The sequence below is a fragment of the Hungatella sp. SL.1.14 genome (assembly GCF_024460495.1).
Lineage (GTDB): Bacteria > Bacillota > Clostridia > Lachnospirales > Lachnospiraceae > Hungatella > Hungatella hathewayi.
On the sequence record NZ_JANFYJ010000012.1, the window covers coordinates 56,898 to 77,560 of the forward strand.

A 20,663-nucleotide genomic window follows, 5' to 3' on the forward strand; every position below is an offset into this window, starting at 1 on the left:
TGCATTGAGTAATTAGGTCGATTGCCAAGTTTTCTACAATTGTTCTGTAATCCAGTTCCTTCTGAATTGTCTGAATGTAATTAAGTAACTCAAAATCTAACTTTGTCATAGAAGCACCCCCTTAGATTAATAAATAACAGATACGTAGTGGAGGGCGCCCCCTGCCGCCAAGCGGTCAGAGGGCCGCACTCTATCACCACATAACCAATCAGACAATAACCACAAATCAACCAAACAGACAGTCAGGAATCAATCCACGATCTACCGCACACGCAAACCTTACAAAAGATTCATTAAGATAAATTCCTTCCATATCCCCGAGAATATCAACAAGCGGTGAATTAGTCAGATAACGGACACCTAACATATCACGAAGCGAAATAGTTTCTTTCAACAATTCACTATTACTTAATCTGTCAACATAGCTGTAAAATTCCTTTTCATTAAAATCAATCATCATACACCTCACTAAATTATTAGTATTGCAAATCTATTGCTTTAACAGCATCATTAAGCAGACTAAAATAATGTCCTGAAAACCGCTCATCATCAATTGCATAATCTATGCGGTCTCCTTTTTTCGGACAGCTTATCTTAAGAATGCAGATATCGAAATCTTTATAACTAAGCACTTTTACATATCTATTATCTAAGTATTTCATAGTATCAACCTCTTTCTCTCAATAAATAAATTCGCTTTCGTAAATATTAATTTAAGATTATAAATATAATATCACGAACACAAATAAATGTCAATAAAAAATTTACAAACGTAAATATTTATATATTGACACTAATTTTTTTGTACTATATAATTAAAAAAAAGGAGAAAACAATATGATTAGATATTATAAATTATTTGACTTATTAAATAGACGTGGTATGAAAAAAACAGAATTACTTAAAATCATGTCATCAGGAACACTTGCAAAGCTATCAAAAGGTGATGTTATAAAATCAGACATAATTGATAAAATATGTGAATTTTTAAAATGTCAACCTGATGATATTATGGAATATATAGATGATATTGCATTTGATAATAACAGAAAAGATGGTACGTATATGGAAATCAAACCAATGTTAAACAGTGAATACGAACCAGAAGAAATAATATTTGCAAAAAATGATATACAAGAAAAGGAAAATTTAATAAAAGAAATCGAATCAAAAAAACAGTATAAATAAACTGACTACCGCTCTAGCGCACTGGCCTGTCGAGTGTCCTCATGTAATCAAGCGACGGAAAGGGGAAAACCGCCCCTCTCCGTCGCTTTCTCACATTATGACACTTTGAACTTGTCAAGGTCAGAGAGTATTTTCAAAGGCTTTCGGCTCTGCCTACAGCCTTTAAAAATCTTCCTCTTTCCCCTGACAAGTGCCTACTGTATCACGATAATGAGCAAAGAGTAAAGACGCTACAATCATAGACTTTGTTATTCCTGAAGTGACGGATTCTTTATCTAAACTGTCATACAACGATTCAGGAATATTAATATTTAACCTCTTTGTTCTCTTCTTAAAACTTGCCATATTTAACCTCCCTTTCTTTAATTTCAATATGAGTTAGTGACTCTTAATCTATTTGTCCAGGGTTCGAGTCCCTGAAGGCGCACGAAAAAGTTCCGATTTTGCAGACAGAGAGTTGCGGGGTTGGGGCTTTTATTTCGTTTTACAGATAACTGCCGGAAGCGGCAGGGAATTACCTCAATGAAGCGGCCCGCCGCAGGCGGAGAATTCTTTCAGCAGGATTCTCGTTTGTGTCACGGGATTATTTTTACGATATAGGATCAGCTGCTTTCCCTTTCCACCAGCGATGCAGAAAACACCAGGTGCTGTACGCTCGGTTTGCTGTCGGAAGGCGCTTCGATTTCATCGATGACCATATGTGTCGCTTTTTCTCCCATTTCGTGGGCGGGAATTTCCAGTGATGTCATGGTTGTCTCTAAGAGTCCGCCAATGGAGTGACCGGTTAAGCTTACCAGCCGGATCTGCTCCGGAACGCGGATTTTTCTGTCTTTTAGGGCGCGGATCGCGGCCATCCCCTGAATATCCACGGCTGCCATGATGGCGTCCAGATGCGGATTCTGGTTCAAAAGATCTTCGGTACACTGATACCCGTATTCAAAGTTGTTGCCCGGCATGGGAGAGGTGGCACAGGTTTCTGTAAGTTCAAGCTCTTCCATGGCCCGGTGATAGCCGTTATAACGTTCCCGGTACGGGGCGAGGCTTGTGGTGCCGTTAATCAGGCCAATTTCCCGACAGCCTTTGGAATAGAGATATTTGACAGTATCGTAGCCGCAGGCATCGTAATCGGCGATGACGCTGCTGATGCTGTTTTCCTGTTTTCGGACAATCTGGGTCACTGCGATGCCTCCGGCGTGGATATCCCGCAGCAGGTGGCCATTGCGTCCTGTACCGGCTATGATAATGCCATCCACGAAACCATTGCGCAGACGGTTCAGACACTCTTTTTCAATCAGCGGATCATCCTCTGTGTGACAGATGAGCGTTGCATATCCAAGTTTTCGGGATTCTGATTCAATGCTCTGGGTAATATCGGCAAACAGCGTCAGATGAAGGCGGGGTACTACGACCCCGATCGTATGGCGCTTGCCCTGCCGCAGCCCCTGGGCCAGAACGTTGGGCTGATAGCTTAATTCCTTTACGGCCGCGAAGATCCGGGCTTTCGTGTCCGGATGAACATAGGAAGTATTGTTAAGCGCCCGGGAAACGGTGCTTACGTCAACACAGGCCAGTCTTGCAACATCTTTTAATGTAGCCATAATATCAAATCCTTTTCCTTGTTTTTTAAAATCATATACAATCGTTTGCCTATAATACCAATATAATACAGATGAAAGCGAAATACAAGCAAAATGCTAAAGAATTACAGGAGAAACATTTGGGAACAGATGTGCTGATACATATCAGCCTGTTTTATTGAAAAAACGGGTAAATATATACAAAAATATTGGATTGAAACATATTAAACTATACTTTGTGCAAATTTTTGTAGGTCATATGCAATAAATTGCAGGTGAGCCCGTATCTATTGACCGTCGCCCTGCAGTATGGTATAAAGGAGCTACAGACATACAAACGATTGCATAAACGGAGCCGAAACACCAGCGCGCGATGGTGAAGCAGGTTCAGGGCAGGCAGTTATGTCAGATGAAAATCAGAATGAAGAAAACAGAGAAAGCTTATTGAATAAAAAGGAGAATAAAATTATGGCAAAAGTAAAAAATTTTAAAACAATCTTCCCGGCGGTATCCGTACCTTTAAATGACGACTATACAATCAATGAACCGGAGTTCCGTGCTTACCTTCGCTGGATGAAGACTTTCTATAATCAGGGAATCCAGGGGCTGGTATGCAACGGCCACACAGGCGAGATTACAGGTCTGTCCCGTGCGGAGCGGAAGCGTGTGGTTGAGATCTGCAGTGAGGAATGCGGTGATATTATGACCATCATCTCCGGTGTCAACTGTGAAAATACTATAGAATCCATTGAGATGGCAAAAGAAGCAAAGGAAGCAGGAGCTGACGGAATCCTGTTAATGCCTCCTCACATGTGGCTGCGCTTTGGCATGCATGCGGATGCACCGTTTGAGTATGTGAAGGATGTGGCGGAAGGCGCGGATATCGATATCATCATCCACCTCTATCCGGCTACCAGCAAGGCATTTTATCCGGTAGAGACACTGATTAAGATGTGCAGGGAAATCGATCATGTAAAATGCATCAAGATGGGAACACGCGTTACCTCCATCTATGAACACGACGTCCGCCTTCTTCGTCAGGAATGCCCGGATATTTCTTTAATTACATGCCACGATGAGACGCTGTGTGTCAGTTGGTTCCCGGGCATGGATGGTGCTTTAATCGGATTTGCAGGCTGCGTGCCGGAGATCATCTGCCCGGCCCGCGAGGTATTTGCTAATCCGGATAAGCACACATTAAAGGAGGCTCAGGACTGGTCCGACCGGATCTATCATATTTCACAGGCTATTTACGGCGGCGGTCAGCCATCCGGCGAGGCCCATGCGCGGCTGAAGGAAGCTCTTGTACAGCGAGGTATATTCTCCAGCGGTTTAATGCGCAAACCGGTGCTTCCGCTGAACCAGGAGGAAAAAGACTGGATCGCACTGGGGCTTAAGAACAGCGGCATGGAAAAGGTGGACATGAGCCAGTTTCAGTAATCAGTAACAAAAAACAGAGAATTTCAGAGAAGTGAAAGGATTGTGAAAGGCGGCGCCGGAAGCAGCCGGTGCCGCCTTTTGCAGGAGAGGTGAAGATATGGGGGAAGCATTTGACCAGACAAAAGTCAAAAAAGCATCATTTCTGGAACTGTTAAAACGTATTGGTCCGGGTATCATTCTGGCGGGGGTTGTAATCGGGCCCGGAAATATCACCACATCTGCGATGTTGGGATCCAACTATGGATACTCAATGATATGGCTTGTCGTTCCCATTGCATTTATGGGCATTACATTCATGCTGACGACATACAGGATCTCCATGCTTACGGGAATGCCGGTGATTCATGCCATCCGCCATTACTATGGAAAAGGGGCGGCGGTCATTGTCGGCATGGCTACATTTTTCGCGTGCCTGTTCTTTACAATGGGAAATATAACAGGATCGGGAGCCGGTATGAATCTGATCTTCGGAATGAACTGGAAGCTGGGATCCCTTATTATGATTGCGATTATCCTGGTATGCTATTTCACGAAAGGGGTTTATTCCAAGGTGGAAAAGCTGATTACTCTGTGTATCCTTGGAATGATTGTCTGTTTTTATGCCACACTGGCTGCCACAGGCGGGCCGGCGTGGGGAGAACTTGGAAAAGGGCTGACTCACTGGACGGTTACGGAAGGCAGCCTCACGACAGCACTGGCGTACATAAGTACCAATGCAGCCATCACCGCCGGTATTTACGGAACGTATCTCGGCGTTGAAAAGAAGTGGAAAAAAGAAGATTTATTTAACGGAATCATGCTTGCGGATGCTATTGCCCATGTTGCTGCCGTTATCCTGATATCAGGAGCCATTGTACTGGTTGGCGCGATTGTGCTGCATCCAACGGGAACGGCTATAAAGGCACCGGCTCAGCTGGGCGACCTTCTCATTCCGTTTTTAGGAAAAGCGGCGCCGGTCGTTATGGGTATTGCACTGCTGGCGGCGGGATTTTCATCACTGCTTGGCAATACGCAGCGTGGGATGGTACTGCTGGCAGCGGGTATTGATAAACCAGTGGGACTGGAGACAAAGTTTATCCGCTGGGGCTGTCTTCTCTGCATCGCTTTTGCGGCAGTCATCTGTTACAGCTACGGCGGTTCCCCCACCCAGCTGATCTTTATTGCCAATATTGCGACGGCAGTCGCCACACCATTCGGCGGATTCTTCGTCTGCCGCCTGATTTTCCGCAGGGATGTAAATGCCGGCTTAAAGACTCCGCGGGTGCTTCAGGTCTGTATGGTGATCAGCTATGCCTTTGCTTTGATTATGACAGGTTCTGCTCTCTGGAAAATGTTCTTTCTTTAATAGAAGATATGGAAGAAGGACAGACTGTGGGATGATGGAAAAATAAAAAACCAGGAAAGAAAAAACAATCTTGCTGAAACTCGGATTGTTTTCTCTTTCCTGGTTTTTTATTCTGTATTTCAGGTGAAGAAGGGATTGCGGCGGTCCGGCCTTTCAGTTTCCCAGCAGCATTAACATCACTGTAACCACAAATTCCTTTTCATTGGGGGTGACCTTCATTTCTCCATCGTACTTTTCTACCGTGGTGCGCACGTTGGAGAGGCCGATACCGCAGAAATGCTGGTCCTTTTTGACGCTTTCGTACCGGTTTTCCTTCAGAATGTACTGACCGTTAAAGGAATTGGTTACTTTAATAATAAGAAAAGACTTCCTGAATACAATTTCCACCTCAATAAAACGGTCTTCCTCATTGCCTTCCATACGGCAGCATGCTTCCCGCGCGTTGTCCAGTAAATTACCCAGAATCACGCATAAATCTACATTGTCAATCGGTAAATCCGGGGGTACCATAACGTTTACCGTCATGCGTATGTTATTCTGAGAGGCCCTCTCTTTCGCGTCATTCAGCAGAATGCTGATCAGATTGTTGCCGATGTTAACGGTAGAAGACAGGTGCCTGGAATTCGCGTAAATCTCTTCGATATAATGAAGTGCATCATGGTACTGTTCCAGTTCGATAAAGGAAGCGATGCAGTGCAGATGGTTTTTCAGATCGTGCCGCATGGCTGCCACTTCATGCTGAGACTTCTCCACGCTCTTATAATAATCTTTCTGATGTTCCAGCAGCTTGGAGGCCATCAGACTCCGCTCACTGGCTTCGTCGATCATCTCGGTCTTATCAATCAGATAGAACAGTGCAAAGGAGGTACACATCAATATTCCGGACTCCGACAGATAAAACGGAGCGGTCTGACCGGCGGTCCGCAGATAGAACTGATGAATGACGATAAAGAGAATTCCGGCCGGCGCTAAGTAGGTGATGGCGGAATACAGGTTGTATTTATTGTGGCGGCGCATGCTGCGGAAATAGATGAACAGCCAGGTAAACAGAATAAAAACGATGCAGGCAGCGATCTGTGACAGCGGGCTTTGAATGAGGTGGGAGGGGACCGACGGCAGATCCGCGTGCTTTAATGCCATAAAAAATGTGGAGCAGGCCAGTTTACACGAATAATGCAGGGTGACAAAGAGGTATGTCACGAGAATTTTAATCTGAAGTGTATCCGCGAAAAAGAGGCATGCCAGCAAAAGCGTAAACAGCAGATAGTAGATCCAGGCCGAAAACAGGGGCCAGCGGCCGGCGTACGTGACAAGCTGAAAAACGAAATATGAAAAAAGCCCCAGATAATAGTATTTGTTGGGGCGGGAGTTACGCCTTAAAAAAGCGCGGTACATCTGAAACAGAATCAGTGTTTCGGCACAGGAAAGAATCGTGTCCAGCACCAGCTGGTAATAGACCGTCATATGATCTGCTCCTCCATATAATCTAAAAATTTCTGATTTACTTCCCTGTGGCGGTGACGGCTTAAGGGAATCACTTCTCCATTATCTAATGTTACGGAATCCTTAAAAATATTGTGAACGTGCTTTAGATTTACAATGAAACTCTTATGGACCCTGAGAAATCCATGGCCTTCCGTCTGCTCTTCCACAGCGCTGATCCGTCCGGTAAAGGTATAGTCACCCTGTCTGGAAGAGATGTGGATGGAACGGATGTCCGACTCAAAATAGAAGATATCTTCCATGGAGATGACGGTAGTTCCGCTTTTGCTGGGAAAACGGTAATAAGCCCCTCTCTTTTTATCAATGAAGGCAAAAATATTCCTGGTAATCTTTTGAAATTCCCGTTTTGATACCGGTTTTACAATGTAGCGGGCCGCGTTGATCTTATAGCCTTCAATGGCGTATTCTACAGTTGCCGTTACGATGAGAATGGCAACGTTTTGATCCACTTTTCGTATTTTTAGCGCTGTTTCGATCCCGTTTAACCGGTCCATCATCATATCGAGGATGATTAAATCAAACTGACCTTCCTTTTGATACGCATGAGCCAGCTCTACGCCGTCATGGAAGGAGAACAGTTCCAGCGGATAACGAAATTCTGGTTCTGTCAGATAATCAGTTATTAATTGTAAGTCTGCCGGATTGTCATCACATATTGCAACTTTATACATAAAGCTTCTCCTCTCTGAACCAATTCGCCGGGCGAACAGATCAAAATTAACGAAACAGGTGCCGTTTCTGACATGAAAAATGTCTTTTGTGCACAGACAATTGACTATAAAATCATAAGAGTTAAAATGGCTTTTGTCAAGTGACACATATACCAAATAAAAGGGGGAATTAATTCTATGGCTGGTTCCAAACAGACAGCTCCGGAAGGGCCGGGTATGCAGAAAACCTTATCCATCTGGAACTATTTCACAATCGGTTTCGGCGCGATCATCGGGACGGGCTGGGTGCTTTTGGTTGGTGACTGGATGATTATCGGCGGCGGTCCTGTCGCTGCAATGATTGCATTTTTTATCGGCGCTTTATTTCTGCTTCCGATTGGCGCGGTATTCGGGGAGCTGACGGCAGCGATACCGATATCGGGAGGAATCGTCGAGTATGTCGACAGAACCTTTGGCAAAAATGTTTCTTACATAACGGGCTGGTTTCTGGCACTTGGAAACGGTATCCTGTGTCCGTGGGAGGCAATCGCAATCTCGACGCTTGTTTCTGACATGTTTGGCGACATGCTGCCGTTTCTTCGGTCTGTAAAGCTCTATACCATTATGGGTGCTGATGTCTATCTGTTCCCGACCATCATCGCGCTGGGCTTTGCATGCTACGTGATTTTCCTGAATTTTAAAGGTGCAAGTTCCGCTGCCAAGCTGCAGGCGTTTTTGACGAAGGCGCTGCTGGGAGGCATGCTTCTGGCTATGGCCATTTCCTTTGTAAAGGGCGGCCCGCACAACATATTACCTGCGTTCGGACAGGTGGAAGGAGCGGGATCTTCGACAAGTGCGACCAATATGTTTGCCGGAATCGTATCCGTTCTTGTTATGACACCGTTCTTCTATGCTGGATTTGATACGATTCCGCAGCAGGCAGAGGAAGCGGCGGAGGGCCTTGACTGGAATAAATTCGGCAAGGTGATCAGTATGGCGTTATTGGCTGCCGGCGGTTTCTACATGATCTGTATCTATTCCTTCGGAACCATTATTCCGTGGTCCGATTTTGTAAAGAATTCCGTTCCGGCTCTGGCCTGCTTAAGAGACATCAATATGATCCTGTATGTCATTATGCTGGTTATCGCAACCTTAGGGCCGATGGGACCGATGAACTCCTTTTATGGAGCCACCAGCCGAATCATGCTGGCAATGGGGAGAAAAGGCCAGCTTCCTGAGAAATTTGCTGAAATCGATCCCAAAAGCGGTGCTCCCAAAATGGCAAATACGCTTCTGGCCTGTCTGACCATCGTCGGACCGTTTCTGGGAAAGAAAATGCTGGTTCCTCTGACCAATGTATCCGCACTGGCATTTATTTTCTCCTGTACCATGGTAAGTTTTGCCTGTCTTCGCATGAGGACGACGGAACCGGACCTTCCGAGACCGTATAAAGTACCTGGCGGCAGGCTGGGAATCGGAGCCGCCTGTCTGGCTGGTTCCATTATTATCGCATTGATGGTTATTCCGATGAGCCCGGCGGCCTTAAAGCCGGTAGAGTGGCTGATCGTGGCGGGCTGGCTGATCGTTGGTCTCATTTTAAAAATGTTTTCTCAGAAAAAATAATATATCAAACACTTAAAGGAGGTTTTACCATGAAGAAAGAATTAAAAGATACCGCATTTGTCGGCGGACTGCTGATCGACGGTACCGGTGCGGAGCCAGTTAAGGATTCCCTGGTTCTGGTCAGGGACGGAAAAGTTGCCTATGCGGGAGCGGGAAAAGAAGTTGGACCGGAGTATGAAATCGTCGATATTTCAGGAAAGACAATAATGCCCGGCTTAATCGATACTCATCTGCATTTCTCCGGAAACTTAACGGATGACGACAGTGACTGGGTACTGGAAAGTGTTGAGCAGAAGGCTGTTGTAGCTGTTCAGCAGGCGCACGAATGTCTGGAAACAGGCCTTACCACGGTTGGCGAGATCGGACGCAACGGCCTTGCAATCCGCGATATGGTAGAAGCCGGAATCATGGAAGGTCCCCGTGTTGTCGGTACCGGTCTTGGATTCTGCCGTACAGCAGGCCATGGAGATTCCCATAAACTGTTAAAAGAGCATAATGATTTGGGCCATCCGTGGGCAGAGAGAATCGACGGGCCGTGGGATTTAAGAAAAGCAGTGAGAAGAAGACTGCGTGATAACCCTGATGCAATTAAAATCTGGGCAACCGGCGGCGGAATCTGGCGCTGGGACCAGAAGCTGGATCAGCATTACTGCATGGAAGAGATCCAGGCGGTCGTAGACGAATGCAATATGGTGGGAATCCCGGTGTGGGCTCACTGTGAAGGCTTTGGCGGTGCATTAGACTGCGCAAAGGCCGGTGTTCATCTGATTATCCACGGCCAGGCTTTAAATGACGAGTGTCTTGATATCATGGCGGAAAAAGGTATCTACTTCTGCCCGACGATCCAGTTCTTACACGAATGGTTTAAGACATATCCGCCGACATACGTACCGGAAATCCATGATCAATTCGAGGGCAGCGATGTCGTGGAAAAAGAATTAAACCGTGTTTACGCTAACTTAAGAAGAGCAAAAGAGAAAGGCATTGGTCTTACCATTGGTTCTGATTCCTTCTGCTCCAGTCTGACGCCATACGGTTATACCGCAATGGGTGAGATGTACTCCTTCGTGGAGTGTGCAGGCATCAGCGAAATGGATACCATCGTTGCCGCTACCAAAGTAGGCGCTGAGATGCTGAAGGTTGATGACGTAACCGGTACACTGGAGGAAGGCAAGAGTGCTGATTTACTGGTTCTTGACGGGAATCCACTGGAAAATATCAGGAACATCTGCGTGGAGAATATGAAGGTGATCATGAAGGAAGGGTGTTTTGTAAAACGCCATTGAATACATGAATAGAAGGGCCGCAGGATACAGCAGCCGCCAGAGGGCGGCGCTGTTTTCTGTGGCCTTTTTGTAAGAAGTCAGACAGCCGGCGCCTGGTGGGCTTACTCTTTTGAACGGAGTCAGAGCAGAAGGGACTCTTTTTTAATTGACTGATATGTAAAAATATGCTTGAAAAAGAGACTGAATTGTGATACTCTATAAATGGATAAAATATACTTTTTGTTGAGGTATAAAAAGAGTTTGAGTTAAAAATAAAAGTCAAAAATCTAGTATTCAAGGCCATAACCAGGCCAGTTCGGGCAGTTCAGCCAGTAGATCCCTTATATGCTTTAATGACAGAGAAGAAATGCTCCCGAAGGCCGTGGGGCTGTATTTGTAGCGTCTTCGACAGCGTAATAAAAGGTTTTTCTCTGATCCGGTGAACTGTAGCAGGAACAGGAGGTAAAACATGGGAAAGTGTGATGTTGCGCTGGCACAGTATTTCGAGGATGAGTACCGGTATGCAGACCTGATTAATGCATATATATTTAATGGCCGGCAGATTGTTAAAGCAGAAGATATAGTGAGTGGTAATCCTGTGATAAACGGACTGCTTGGGCGGTTTAAGGAGTGGGTGACCATTCAAAAATACCGGGATGCCGTTAGGAAGATAATCTTTGGAATGAACTTTATAATCGTTGGCCTGGAACATCAGAATCTGATTCATTATGGAATGCCGGTGCGGATTATGCTGGAAGATGCGGCAGGATATGATGAACAGCTTCGAACGCTTCAAAGACAAAATCGAAGGCTAAAAAAGCTTTCTTCTAAAGAATTTCTTGGAGGAATCAGAAAAGAGGATCGGCTGAAAGCGGTTTTTACCATCGTTCTGTATTATGGTACAGAACCATGGCGGGGGGCCGGTTCGTTATATGAGATGCTGGATTTAACCGGAATTCCGGAAGAAATAAGGGGAATGCTTAATAATTACCGGATACATATTTTAGAAGTCAGGCATTTTGAAAAGACAGAGAGGTTCCGGACGGATTTGAGAGAGGTATTTGGATTTATCCAAAAGGCAGCGGATAAGAATGCTGCAAAAAGGTTTACCTTTCAGAATGAAGAACGGTTTAAGGAACTTGCGGAAGACGCGTATGATGTAATCAGTGCATTGACGGAATCCAGGGAGCTGGAAGAAGTAAAAGAGCGGTACAGGGAGAAAGGCGGGAAGATCAATATGTGTGAAGCGATTCGTGGAATGATTGAGGATGGCAGAATGGAGGGGCTGTCAGAAGGATTGTCAGAAGGAATTAAAACGGGTGAGGCCATGGGTATCATTCGGGGAGATGAAAATCGGTCTGTAATTACAGCTAAAAATATGTATGACAGGGGGTTCTCAGCGGAAGATGCAGCCGGAATGATAGGAATAGACTGCAGCCGTGTACAGGAATGGTATCGCAAATGGGGAAATGGAGTTCACTAACAGACAGGGCGGCTGTTTTAGCCGCCCTGTACGAATTTATATTCTCTGTTCGATCCACCGGATCGCATCTCCAATCACTTCATCGCGGCAGTATTCATTAAAGATTTCGTGGAAAAGACCGCCGTATATTTTCATCTGTTTATCTTTGGACGGCGCTTCCGCAAAGAAATCGTAAGTATCTTTTACGCTTACAAGTCCGTCTTTTTCTCCGTGAAGCATAAGCACCGGATAGGTAAAGTCCCGGATAGCTCCACTAAACCAGTCGAGTCCCCCGCAGAGCGCGTAGCAAAGACCCGTTGTGAAGGTTTTAGTATTATAGGGATCCTTTCCATACCAGTCTACAACCTCGGCTACAGAGCAGACACCTGCTCCCAGCTCATTGGGAAGAAGGGTGTGGGGATCCAAGTCTTTTGGAACACCGGTAATCAGTCCGCCGTTGTCTTTTGTCAGAGCGCCGCTGGTTATGAGACCCCGCAGCTTCTTATCCGGATATTTAGCCCCGTATAATGCTACTGTGAATCCCCCCATGCTGTGACCAATTAAGAAGACTGGCAGGTCCGGATTATCTGCAATCGCCATATCCACGACTACGTTGGTATCATCCAGAAGTTCATTAAAATCATCATAATACGTGCGTTCACCCTCGGAACGGCCATGCCCCCTGTGGTCGAATCTGTATGTACCGATGCCTGCCTGATGGAAAAGATCTGCGAGATAATCATACCGCCCCTGGTGTTCGCAGAGTCCATGCACAATGACGGCAGCAGCTCTTGCCTGTTCCGGCATTTCTCTGTTAAAGTAAAGCTTTGTTCCGTCGAATGAAGAAATCATTTCTCCCATGGGAAACCTCCTTATTATTAGTTTTTGCGTTGTCTCTATCATACCATAAACCGCAAGCGCGTGAAAGTCCTCATTCCAATTATAGCGGTATCTTTATGAATCCTTACATAATCCTTACACTTCCAGTCATACCCTTGCATTCCATAACCTTCCATGATAGAGTAATGGAAACGCCATAATGGTGAGGAATACTGTAATCGAAAGAAAAGAGAGAGGAGGACCTGCGATGAAACGCGGCTATTCATTCTTTATACAAACACAGATCATACAGTCACAAAATATCATACAGCTGCATACAGATGATATCATACGGTTTCAACCAACAGCCAGCCGGCTGAGTCTTAAACTGGTCCATCCTGATCGTCCGCCAATGAGAGGTGAACGAACTGCCTGATGTGTAGCCGGAGGAATGTGAAGCGTCCGGGACGGACGATACAGGAATTCAGGCAATGCACAGGGGTTACAGGAAGTATTTGACATCCTGCCGCTTGTAATAAGCGGATTTTAGCGACAGGATCAGAGAAAGAGACAATGACAGGAATAGGAAAGATGTTGGAAGAGCCGGGAGGCTCTTTTTTTAGTTCAGGAGGGATGACAATGAGACAGGTCAAAGAAGAAGTATGTCTTTACTATATGGGCTTTGGCATATGCGCCAGAGGGCTTTATGCAGATAAAAAGGGATGCTGCGCCGGATGCAGCCAGTATAAAGCATCGGGCGTTAAAATCGGTAAAAAAAGCAAGGTGGTAACAGGAAAGAGGGCATAGAGGTAACAGATGAAAACGGTAAAAGGAACGTACAATGAGGCCATGGATGATATTGTGAACTACATCGATTCCACGGTAAAAATTTTACAGGTGATAAAACCAATTTATAACTTTAAGGCGGGAGAATAAGCTATTTAATAAGAAGAGTTTTTCGAAAATATTATAAAAAACATAGATGAGCCATTTGTAAGTTTTGATGGTCAAAATAAAAGGCTGTCCCATGGGGATAGCCTTTTTATCTATCATTTGCAGAATATTAACTTAACGTTTAGGTAGTAATGACGATGGAAATAAAAAACACAAAAAAAACACGGTCAAATTTCACAAAATACTGAAATGATTTTTGGTATAAAATTAAGAAAAATGGGGTTCAAATTAATAATGTTCATAATTCCTTCATAATTTCCTTAAAAATTTAATAAGAATTTCAGAAATAACTCCGGGAAAATTGTTCCAAATGTTCAAACAATTAGTCTCATTAACGATTTGTTAAGAAGCGGCGGAAAAGTTGACAATTGTTGCAGATGCAAGTATGATACACGGTATACTTAATGTACAAATATGAGTACAAGTATTATAATGGTATTAGAAAGTCTTAATGAAAGGAAGTGAGCATTACGGAGGATTTGGCAGAGAGGTTAATGGAAGAACTTAACTGCGAAACGGTATTTACCATTCCGGTATTTGGTGGAATTCCTATCGCTGAATCCGTAGTGGTATCGTGGATTATCATGGCGGCGCTGACCATACTTTCCATCTGCCTGGTGAGAAATTTAAAGGTGGAGAATCCCGGAAAGAAGCAGCTGGCGCTGGAAGTGGCAATCGGCGGCATTTACAAATTCTTTGATGATCTGGTTGGAGAAGAAGGGCGAAGATATATTCCGTATCTGATATCCGTTGCCATCTATATCGGCGTTGCGAATCTGATCGGCTTAATCGGCTTTAAACCGCCAACCAAGGACTTGAATGCGACTGCGGCACTTGCCCTTATGAGCATCGTATTGATTGAATACGCGGGCTTCCATAAGAAGGGACTTAAGGGATGGGTAAAAAGCTTTGCAGAACCGGTAGCGATTATCGCTCCGATCAATATTCTGGAAATTTTTATCAAACCGCTGTCTTTATGTATGCGGCTTTTTGGCAACGTGCTTGGTTCATTTGTAGTCATGGAGCTGATTAAGCAGCTCGTAGCGCCAATCATACCGATTCCGTTCAGCATGTATTTTGACATCTTTGACGGACTCATTCAGGCGTATGTATTCGTATTCTTAACTGCCCTCTTTATCAAAGAAGCAGTGGAGTAACCAAAGTGTTGGAGTAATCAAAACAATTAAAAAGAGAAAAGGAGATAATTATTATGTTAACAGCTATTGGTGCAGGTATCGCAGTTTTAACAGGTGTAGGCGCAGGTGTAGGTATTGGTCTGGCAACTTCAAAGGCAGTAGACGCAATCGCAAGACAGCCTGAGGCAGAAGGAAAGATCAGCAAGTCCTTATTACTTGGTTGTGCTCTTGCCGAGGCAACTGCTATTTACGGTTTCGTTATTGCTCTGTTAATCATCTTATTCTTAAAATAATGCCTGACAGACAAAACGTTAAGAATATAGATAGAAAGGCAGGCGATTTCGATGTTACGTTTGGATTTTAACCTTGTGTGGAACATCGTCAATGTCATCGTCCTGTATCTTCTGCTCAAGCATTTCCTGATTAAACCGGTGATGGATATTATGAATAAGCGCCAGGCTATGGTGGATCAAAGCATCACAAATGCCAGGGAATCCGAGTCTCAGGCTTCTGAGCTTAAAAGTCAGTATGAAGAGAAACTGGCGGCATCGGCGGAAGAAGGAAAGAGGCTTGTGGAAGAGGCAAAGGCAGAGGCGAAGACCGTACAGGAACGCATGATAAAAGAAGCCGGAGAACAGGCTGACAGAATCATTGAAAATGCCCACAAGACAGCGAATGCGGACCAGGAAAAGGCAATGAGGGAAGCAGAAGCGCAGATTGCAGGTCTGGTACTTGCGGCCGCTGCAAAGGTTGTGCAGGGCGAGATGAATGACAGGAAGAACCAGGCACTCTACGACCAGTATATAGCAGAAGCAGGTGATTCTCATGACGCAGGCAGCAAATAATTACGGACAGGTGCTTTACGAGCGGAAGGTTCCGAAGGAAATGGTGGCAGATGCGGAAGCGCTGTTCCTCGAGGTACCCCAGCTGAAGGAAGCCCTCGTGAGCCCTGTGGTGAAAAAAAGCGAAAAAAACCGCGTCATTGACCGGGTATTTCCGGCAGAGCTGAGGAATTTTCTTAAGGTGCTCTGTGGACATCAGGACATGGACTTAATCGAAGACGTCTTCGAGGCGTACCATGCCTATGCATGCGAACAGGAAGGCAGTCTGCGAGCGACGTTGTATTACGTGACGGAGCCGGACGCAGAGCAGCTTAAGAAAATTAAGCAGATGCTGATGAAGAAATACCAGAAACAGGATGTGGAACTCCGCCTTGTTAAGGATTCCAGTCTGGGCGGCGGATTTGTGATCCGCACCGGCGATGTGGAGACAGACTGGAGTATAAAAGGACGTATGAAACAGTTAGAGCAAATATTGATGCGGAGGTGAGAAGCGTGGGTTCAATCAATTCAGATGAGATTATTTCCATCTTAAGAAGCGAGATTGAAGATTATGACGTACATGCAAGAGACCAGGAGGTCGGCACAGTCATCGGAATCGGTGACGGAATCGCGACGATTTATGGAATTGACCACGCCATGTACGGCGAGATCGTTATCTTTGATAACGGTGTAAAAGGTATGGTACAGGATATCAGACGGGATGACATCGGCTGCATCCTGTTTGGTTCAGATAAAGAGATTAAAGAGGGATGTAAGGTTACGAGAACGAAGAAACGTGCCGGTATCCCGGTTGGCGACGCTTATATAGGAAGGGTTGTCAACGCATTGGGCGCCCCCATTGACGGAAAAGGCGAGATTAAGTCCGATGATTACCGCCCGATCGAGAATGAGGCGCCGGGTATTATTGACAGAAAGAGCGTTTCGGTCCCCATGGAGACTGGAATCTTAGCCATTGACTCCATGTTCCCCATTGGCCGCGGCCAGCGTGAGCTGATCATCGGTGACCGTCAGACCGGTAAAACCTCGATTGCCATCGATGCCATTTTAAATCAGAAGGGCAAAGACACAATCTGTATCTACGTGGCAGTGGGCCAGAAGGCTTCCACCGTTGCAAAGATGGTAAACACATTAAGCCAGTATGGCGCTATGGATTATACCATCGTTCTGTCCTCAACGGCCAGTGAACCGGCGCCGCTTCAGTATATCGCACCCTATTCCGGAACGGCTCTGGCAGAATATTTTATGTATCAGGGAAAAGATGTGCTGATTGTTTATGACGATTTGTCGAAACATGCGGTTGCTTACCGTGCGCTGTCTCTGCTTCTGGAGCGTTCTCCGGGACGTGAGGCGTATCCCGGCGACGTGTTCTATCTGCATTCCAGGCTTCTGGAGAGATCCAGCAGGCTGAGTGAGGAAAAGGGCGGCGGTTCTATTACGGCGCTGCCGATTATTGAGACACAGGCCGGAGATGTTTCGGCATATATCCCGACAAACGTTATCTCCATCACGGACGGACAGATATTCCTGGAGAGCGATTTATTCTTCTCCGGTATGAGACCTGCGGTCAATGTGGGACTTTCCGTATCCCGTGTCGGCGGCGCGGCTCAGACAAAGGCTATGAAGAAGGCGGCAGGAAGCCTTCGTATCGACCTGGCGCAGTGCCGTGAGATGGAAGTATTTACCCAGTTCAGTTCGGACCTCGATCCGGCGACAAAGGAGATGATCCAGTACGGCAAGGGACTGACGGAGATGTTAAAACAGCCGCTCTGCCATCCGATGAGCTTACATGATCAGGTCATCAGCCTGGTAGCCGCTAATAACCGGCTTCTTCTCGATGTGGAAGTGTCAAAGATCAAGGGCTTCCAGAAGGAAATGCTGACATTCTTTGAGCAGAAGTATCCGGAAATCGTGAAGGAGATCGAAGAGAAGAAAGTTCTTTCCGACGAGCTGAAGCAGAGCATTGTAGACGGTGTGAAAGAATTTAAACAGAACACAATGGCATCATTTTGAGTTGATCTGCAAACTCGAAATGTGAATTGAAACAAATAAACAGAAGCAGGTGTAAGATATGGCAAATGCGAGAGAGATACAAAGCAGGATGAACAGTATCAAGAGTACGATGAAGATTACGAATGCGATGTATACGATTTCCTCGTCAAAGCTTAAAAAGGCCAGAAAAAACTTAACCGATACAGAACCCTATTTCTATGCGCTCCAGAGGACCATTTCCCGAATTGTCAGGCATACACCGGAGATAGAGGACCCGTATTTCGATACGAGGCCGCAGATTAGGCCGGAAGACAGGAAGATCGGATATATCGTGGTAACCGCGGACAAAGGCCTTGCGGGCGCATACAATCACAACGTATTCAAGCTGGTGCAGGAACAGATCGACAAGGGCGGCAATCCCATGCTGTTCGTGGTCGGTGAGCTGGGCCAGCAGTATTTTGTGAGAAAGGGGATTCCGGTAGAGCAGGATTTCCGGTATACGGTGCAAAACCCGAATATGAGCCGGGCGAGGATCATTGAGGAGAAAATCGTGGATTATTTCCTGTCCGGGAAACTGGATGAGGTATACATGATTTATACCAGAATGGTCAATGCAATGAAGATGGAGGCCGAGATTACGCAGCTTTTACCGCTTCCGAAGTCTAATTTCAGCGTGCCCCAGGGCATACCGATCGACATCCATTTAGAGGAAATCACGATGAAGCCATCGCCCAAGGCGGTGATCGATGCCATCGTACCAAACTATATAGCCGGATTTATCTATGGCGGTCTGGTGGAATCCTACTCCAGCGAGCAGAATTCCAGAATGATGGCCATGCAGGCTGCCACGAAGAGTGCGCAGGATATGCTGGATGAACTGGCAATTACCTATAACCGGGTCCGCCAGGCTGCCATTACCCAGGAGATCACTGAGGTAATCAGCGGAGCCAAGGCCCAAAAAAAGAAGAAGAAAAAATAACAGAGAGGAGGAGTCCTCACGAGCTGTGAGAAACAGATTATGAATAAAGGAAAAATTGTGCAGGTTTTAGGGCCTGTTGTAGACGTGGAGTTTGAGGAAGGCGTGGAGCTGCCGTGCATAAAGGACGCCCTTGAGGTAGATAATGACGGAAAACGCTGCGTAATGGAAGTTTCCCAGCATCTGGGAAATAATACCGTGCGCTGCATTATGCTTGCTTCCAGCGAAGGACTCTGCAGAGATATGGAAGTAACGGCCACCGGTTCGGGAATCAGGGTTCCTGTCGGCGAGCAGACACTGGGACGCCTTTTTAACGTCCTGGGTGAGACAATTGACAACGGCGAACCGTTAAAGGAAGGCGAGAAATGGGTCATCCACAGGGATCCGCCGTCATTTGAGGAACAGAGCCCGGTAGCGGAGATCCTGGAGACGGGAATCAAGGTTATCGACCTTCTGGCCCCCTATGCGAAGGGCGGAAAGATCGGTCTGTTTGGAGGCGCCGGTGTAGGCAAGACGGTCCTCATTCAGGAGCTGATTCATAACATTGCCACAGAGCATGGCGGATATTCCATCTTTACCGGTGTTGGAGAGCGTTCCCGTGAAGGAAATGACTTATGGACCGAGATGGGAGAGTCCGGTGTTATTGAGAAAACGGCCCTGGTATTCGGTCAGATGAATGAGCCGCCGGGAGCCCGTATGCGTGTAGCGGAGACGGGGCTTACCATGGCGGAATACTTCCGTGACCAGGAGCATAAAAACGTGCTGCTGTTTATCGACAATATCTTCCGTTTCGTTCAGGCCGGTTCCGAGGTGTCCGCGCTGCTCGGACGTATGCCGTCCGCTGTTGGCTATCAGCCGACACTGGCGACGGAGATGGGCGAGTTACAGGAGAGGATTACTTCCACCAAGAACGGTTCTGTTACTTCGGTTCAGGCGGTTTACGTGCCGGCCGATGACTTGACGGATCCGGCTCCGGCGACCACCTTTGCCCATCTGGATGCGACGACGGTTCTGTCGAGAAAGATCGTGGAACAGGGTATTTATCCGGCGGTTGATCCGCTGGAATCCAACTCTCGTATTCTGGAACCGGATGTGGTAGGTGAGGAACACTATGAGGTTGCCAGAATGGTTCAGGAGACCCTTCAGAAATACAGAGAGCTTCAGGACATCATCGCGATCCTCGGAATGGAGGAGCTGGGCGATGAGGATAAGACCACGGTAAACCGCGCCAGAAAGATCCAGAAATTCTTATCCCAGCCATTCTCCGTGGCGGAGAATTTCACCGGCGTAGCCGGAAAGTACGTTCCTTTGAAGGAGACGGTGCGTGGCTTTAAGGCTATCGTAGAAGGCGAGATGGACCAGTATCCGGAGGCGGCGTTCTTTAACGTGGGAACGATCGACGAGGTAATCGAGAAGGCAAAGACATTAGGAGCCGAGGAAGGCAGATAGAGGTGAGGGCCTGTGAGCGCAAATACATTTTTTCTGCAGATCATTGCAACTGACAAGGTGTTCTTTAAGGGACCGTGCCAGAAGCTCATCATCCCCCTGTTAGACGGAGAAAAAGAGGTTCTGCCGCACCATGAGGACATGGTAATTGCAGTTGCGATCGGCGAGATGAGACTGATGAATGAAAGCGGCGAATGGATTAACGGCGTGGTGGGCAACGGCTTTGTACAGATTATCAATAACCGTGTCACCCTTCTGGTGGATACTGCGGAACGTCCTGAGGATATTGATGAAAGGCGTGCCGAGGAGGCCAGAGAGAGGGCCGAGGAGCAGCTCAGACAGAGTAAGAGCATCCAGGAACATTCGCATTTTGAGGCGTCGCTGGCGAGGTCGCTGGCGAGGCTGAGGCTGAAACATAAGTATGAGATTTAAGAATTGAAACACACAG

General features: G+C 46.3%; 22 protein-coding genes. 15 read left to right on the forward strand and 7 right to left on the reverse strand.

The genetic code is table 11. The features are described from left to right. Positions 1 to 226: 226 nt before the first annotated feature. Together NE473_RS14240 and NE473_RS14245 are read right to left on the reverse strand one after the other, a co-directional pair. Positions 227 to 460 carry a hypothetical protein gene (locus NE473_RS14240; RefSeq protein WP_256265294.1) on the reverse strand — a complete coding sequence of 78 codons (234 nt, stop codon included), beginning with the start codon at positions 458 to 460 and terminating at the stop codon, positions 227 to 229. A 16-nt stretch (positions 461 to 476) separates the two neighbouring features. Next, positions 477 to 662, reverse strand: a complete 186-nt coding sequence (locus NE473_RS14245; protein ID WP_256265295.1) for a hypothetical protein — start codon at positions 660 to 662, stop codon at positions 477 to 479. Positions 663 to 837: 175 nt separating this feature from the next. Here NE473_RS14245 and NE473_RS14250 point away from each other — a divergent pair, with 175 nt between their 5' ends. After that, positions 838 to 1,188: a helix-turn-helix domain-containing protein gene (locus NE473_RS14250; RefSeq protein ID WP_256265296.1), complete on the forward strand. Its 351-nt coding sequence runs from the start codon at positions 838 to 840 to the stop codon at positions 1,186 to 1,188. Positions 1,189 to 1,350: 162 nt separating this feature from the next. Here NE473_RS14250 and NE473_RS14255 read toward each other — a convergent pair whose 3' ends face one another. Continuing rightward, on the reverse strand, positions 1,351 to 1,533 hold the full coding sequence (locus tag NE473_RS14255; RefSeq protein ID WP_256265297.1) for a hypothetical protein: 183 nt from the start codon (positions 1,531 to 1,533) through the stop codon (positions 1,351 to 1,353). Between the two features lie 257 nt (positions 1,534 to 1,790). Next, positions 1,791 to 2,786 carry a LacI family DNA-binding transcriptional regulator gene (locus tag NE473_RS14260; RefSeq protein WP_022030253.1) on the reverse strand — a complete coding sequence of 332 codons (996 nt, stop codon included), beginning with the start codon at positions 2,784 to 2,786 and terminating at the stop codon, positions 1,791 to 1,793. Positions 2,787 to 3,233: 447 nt separating this feature from the next. On the opposite strand from NE473_RS14260, the gene NE473_RS14265 reads away from it, so the two are divergent. Then, entirely contained in the window at positions 3,234 to 4,205 is a 972-nt protein-coding gene (locus NE473_RS14265; RefSeq protein ID WP_039891521.1) for a dihydrodipicolinate synthase family protein, read from the forward strand. A 97-nt stretch (positions 4,206 to 4,302) separates the two neighbouring features. Then, positions 4,303 to 5,550: an Nramp family divalent metal transporter gene (locus NE473_RS14270; RefSeq protein WP_055651072.1), complete on the forward strand. Its 1,248-nt coding sequence runs from the start codon at positions 4,303 to 4,305 to the stop codon at positions 5,548 to 5,550. Positions 5,551 to 5,703: 153 nt separating this feature from the next. Here the strand turns inward: NE473_RS14270 and NE473_RS14275 are convergent, their stop codons facing one another. Together NE473_RS14275 and NE473_RS14280 are read right to left on the reverse strand one after the other, a co-directional pair. After that, complete coding sequence (locus NE473_RS14275) at positions 5,704 to 7,014, reverse strand: sensor histidine kinase (protein WP_022030256.1); 1,311 nt, start codon at positions 7,012 to 7,014, stop codon at positions 5,704 to 5,706. Continuing rightward, the gene (locus NE473_RS14280) at positions 7,011 to 7,724 is read right to left on the reverse strand and encodes a LytR/AlgR family response regulator transcription factor (RefSeq protein ID WP_055651071.1); all 714 of its coding nucleotides are present in this window, start codon (positions 7,722 to 7,724) and stop codon (positions 7,011 to 7,013) included. Before NE473_RS14280 ends, NE473_RS14275 begins: the two co-directional genes overlap by 4 nt. Before the next feature lie 177 nt (positions 7,725 to 7,901). Here NE473_RS14280 and NE473_RS14285 point away from each other — a divergent pair, with 177 nt between their 5' ends. From NE473_RS14285 to NE473_RS14295, 3 genes are all read left to right on the forward strand, one after another. Then, the gene (locus NE473_RS14285) at positions 7,902 to 9,326 is read left to right on the forward strand and encodes an APC family permease (RefSeq protein ID WP_022030257.1); all 1,425 of its coding nucleotides are present in this window, start codon (positions 7,902 to 7,904) and stop codon (positions 9,324 to 9,326) included. A 29-nt stretch (positions 9,327 to 9,355) separates the two neighbouring features. Beyond that, positions 9,356 to 10,612, forward strand: coding sequence for a metal-dependent hydrolase family protein (locus tag NE473_RS14290; RefSeq protein WP_055651070.1), 1,257 nt, complete (start codon positions 9,356 to 9,358; stop codon positions 10,610 to 10,612). Positions 10,613 to 11,060: 448 nt separating this feature from the next. After that, complete coding sequence (locus tag NE473_RS14295; protein WP_055651069.1) at positions 11,061 to 12,074, forward strand: transposase; 1,014 nt, start codon at positions 11,061 to 11,063, stop codon at positions 12,072 to 12,074. Between the two features lie 36 nt (positions 12,075 to 12,110). On the opposite strand, the gene NE473_RS14300 is transcribed toward NE473_RS14295, so the two are convergent. Beyond that, complete coding sequence (locus NE473_RS14300) at positions 12,111 to 12,914, reverse strand: alpha/beta hydrolase (RefSeq protein WP_022030260.1); 804 nt, start codon at positions 12,912 to 12,914, stop codon at positions 12,111 to 12,113. A gap of 597 nt (positions 12,915 to 13,511) precedes the next feature. Here NE473_RS14300 and NE473_RS14305 point away from each other — a divergent pair. The 9 genes from NE473_RS14305 to atpC all read left to right on the forward strand — a co-directional run bounded on the left by NE473_RS14305 (position 13,512) and on the right by atpC (position 20,647). Further along, positions 13,512 to 13,679 carry a hypothetical protein gene (locus NE473_RS14305; protein ID WP_155521601.1) on the forward strand — a complete coding sequence of 56 codons (168 nt, stop codon included), beginning with the start codon at positions 13,512 to 13,514 and terminating at the stop codon, positions 13,677 to 13,679. Between the two features lie 641 nt (positions 13,680 to 14,320). Continuing rightward, the gene (locus NE473_RS14310; protein WP_022030262.1) at positions 14,321 to 14,983 is read left to right on the forward strand and encodes a F0F1 ATP synthase subunit A; all 663 of its coding nucleotides are present in this window, start codon (positions 14,321 to 14,323) and stop codon (positions 14,981 to 14,983) included. Positions 14,984 to 15,036: 53 nt separating this feature from the next. After that, complete coding sequence (gene atpE / locus NE473_RS14315; RefSeq protein ID WP_006772043.1) at positions 15,037 to 15,255, forward strand: ATP synthase F0 subunit C; 219 nt, start codon at positions 15,037 to 15,039, stop codon at positions 15,253 to 15,255. A 51-nt stretch (positions 15,256 to 15,306) separates the two neighbouring features. Continuing rightward, positions 15,307 to 15,807, forward strand: a complete 501-nt coding sequence (atpF, locus tag NE473_RS14320; RefSeq protein ID WP_006772042.1) for a F0F1 ATP synthase subunit B — start codon at positions 15,307 to 15,309, stop codon at positions 15,805 to 15,807. Next, the gene (gene atpH, locus NE473_RS14325; RefSeq protein WP_006772041.1) at positions 15,788 to 16,291 is read left to right on the forward strand and encodes an ATP synthase F1 subunit delta; all 504 of its coding nucleotides are present in this window, start codon (positions 15,788 to 15,790) and stop codon (positions 16,289 to 16,291) included. Before atpF ends, atpH begins: the two co-directional genes overlap by 20 nt. Before the next feature lie 5 nt (positions 16,292 to 16,296). Next, positions 16,297 to 17,814, forward strand: a complete 1,518-nt coding sequence (atpA, locus tag NE473_RS14330) for a F0F1 ATP synthase subunit alpha (RefSeq protein WP_022030263.1) — start codon at positions 16,297 to 16,299, stop codon at positions 17,812 to 17,814. A 58-nt stretch (positions 17,815 to 17,872) separates the two neighbouring features. Continuing rightward, positions 17,873 to 18,772 carry an ATP synthase F1 subunit gamma gene (gene atpG, locus NE473_RS14335; protein WP_022030264.1) on the forward strand — a complete coding sequence of 300 codons (900 nt, stop codon included), beginning with the start codon at positions 17,873 to 17,875 and terminating at the stop codon, positions 18,770 to 18,772. Positions 18,773 to 18,811: 39 nt separating this feature from the next. Beyond that, positions 18,812 to 20,218, forward strand: coding sequence for a F0F1 ATP synthase subunit beta (atpD, locus tag NE473_RS14340; RefSeq protein WP_002605330.1), 1,407 nt, complete (start codon positions 18,812 to 18,814; stop codon positions 20,216 to 20,218). A gap of 12 nt (positions 20,219 to 20,230) precedes the next feature. Next, a complete protein-coding gene (gene atpC, locus NE473_RS14345) occupies positions 20,231 to 20,647 on the forward strand; it encodes an ATP synthase F1 subunit epsilon (protein WP_006772038.1) in 417 nt (138 codons plus the stop codon). Positions 20,648 to 20,663: the final 16 nt, after the last annotated feature.

Coding starts and splice junctions, on each gene's coding strand:
- atpE (WP_006772043.1), top strand. CDS start 15,037: ATGTTAACAGCTATTGGTGCAGGTATCGCAGTTTTAACAGGTGTAGGC.
- NE473_RS14290 (WP_055651070.1), top strand. CDS start 9,356: ATGAAGAAAGAATTAAAAGATACCGCATTTGTCGGCGGACTGCTGATC.
- NE473_RS14240 (WP_256265294.1), bottom strand. CDS start 460: ATGATGATTGATTTTAATGAAAAGGAATTTTACAGCTATGTTGACAGA.
- NE473_RS14255 (WP_256265297.1), bottom strand. CDS start 1,533: ATGGCAAGTTTTAAGAAGAGAACAAAGAGGTTAAATATTAATATTCCT.
- atpF (WP_006772042.1), top strand. CDS start 15,307: ATGTTACGTTTGGATTTTAACCTTGTGTGGAACATCGTCAATGTCATC.
- atpG (WP_022030264.1), top strand. CDS start 17,873: ATGGCAAATGCGAGAGAGATACAAAGCAGGATGAACAGTATCAAGAGT.
- NE473_RS14270 (WP_055651072.1), top strand. CDS start 4,303: ATGGGGGAAGCATTTGACCAGACAAAAGTCAAAAAAGCATCATTTCTG.
- NE473_RS14305 (WP_155521601.1), top strand. CDS start 13,512: ATGAGACAGGTCAAAGAAGAAGTATGTCTTTACTATATGGGCTTTGGC.
- NE473_RS14260 (WP_022030253.1), bottom strand. CDS start 2,786: ATGGCTACATTAAAAGATGTTGCAAGACTGGCCTGTGTTGACGTAAGC.
- NE473_RS14245 (WP_256265295.1), bottom strand. CDS start 662: ATGAAATACTTAGATAATAGATATGTAAAAGTGCTTAGTTATAAAGAT.
- NE473_RS14300 (WP_022030260.1), bottom strand. CDS start 12,914: ATGGGAGAAATGATTTCTTCATTCGACGGAACAAAGCTTTACTTTAAC.
- NE473_RS14265 (WP_039891521.1), top strand. CDS start 3,234: ATGGCAAAAGTAAAAAATTTTAAAACAATCTTCCCGGCGGTATCCGTA.
- NE473_RS14250 (WP_256265296.1), top strand. CDS start 838: ATGATTAGATATTATAAATTATTTGACTTATTAAATAGACGTGGTATG.
- NE473_RS14275 (WP_022030256.1), bottom strand. CDS start 7,014: ATGACGGTCTATTACCAGCTGGTGCTGGACACGATTCTTTCCTGTGCC.
- atpD (WP_002605330.1), top strand. CDS start 18,812: ATGAATAAAGGAAAAATTGTGCAGGTTTTAGGGCCTGTTGTAGACGTG.
- NE473_RS14295 (WP_055651069.1), top strand. CDS start 11,061: ATGGGAAAGTGTGATGTTGCGCTGGCACAGTATTTCGAGGATGAGTAC.
- NE473_RS14285 (WP_022030257.1), top strand. CDS start 7,902: ATGGCTGGTTCCAAACAGACAGCTCCGGAAGGGCCGGGTATGCAGAAA.
- NE473_RS14310 (WP_022030262.1), top strand. CDS start 14,321: ATGGAAGAACTTAACTGCGAAACGGTATTTACCATTCCGGTATTTGGT.
- NE473_RS14280 (WP_055651071.1), bottom strand. CDS start 7,724: ATGTATAAAGTTGCAATATGTGATGACAATCCGGCAGACTTACAATTA.
- atpH (WP_006772041.1), top strand. CDS start 15,788: ATGACGCAGGCAGCAAATAATTACGGACAGGTGCTTTACGAGCGGAAG.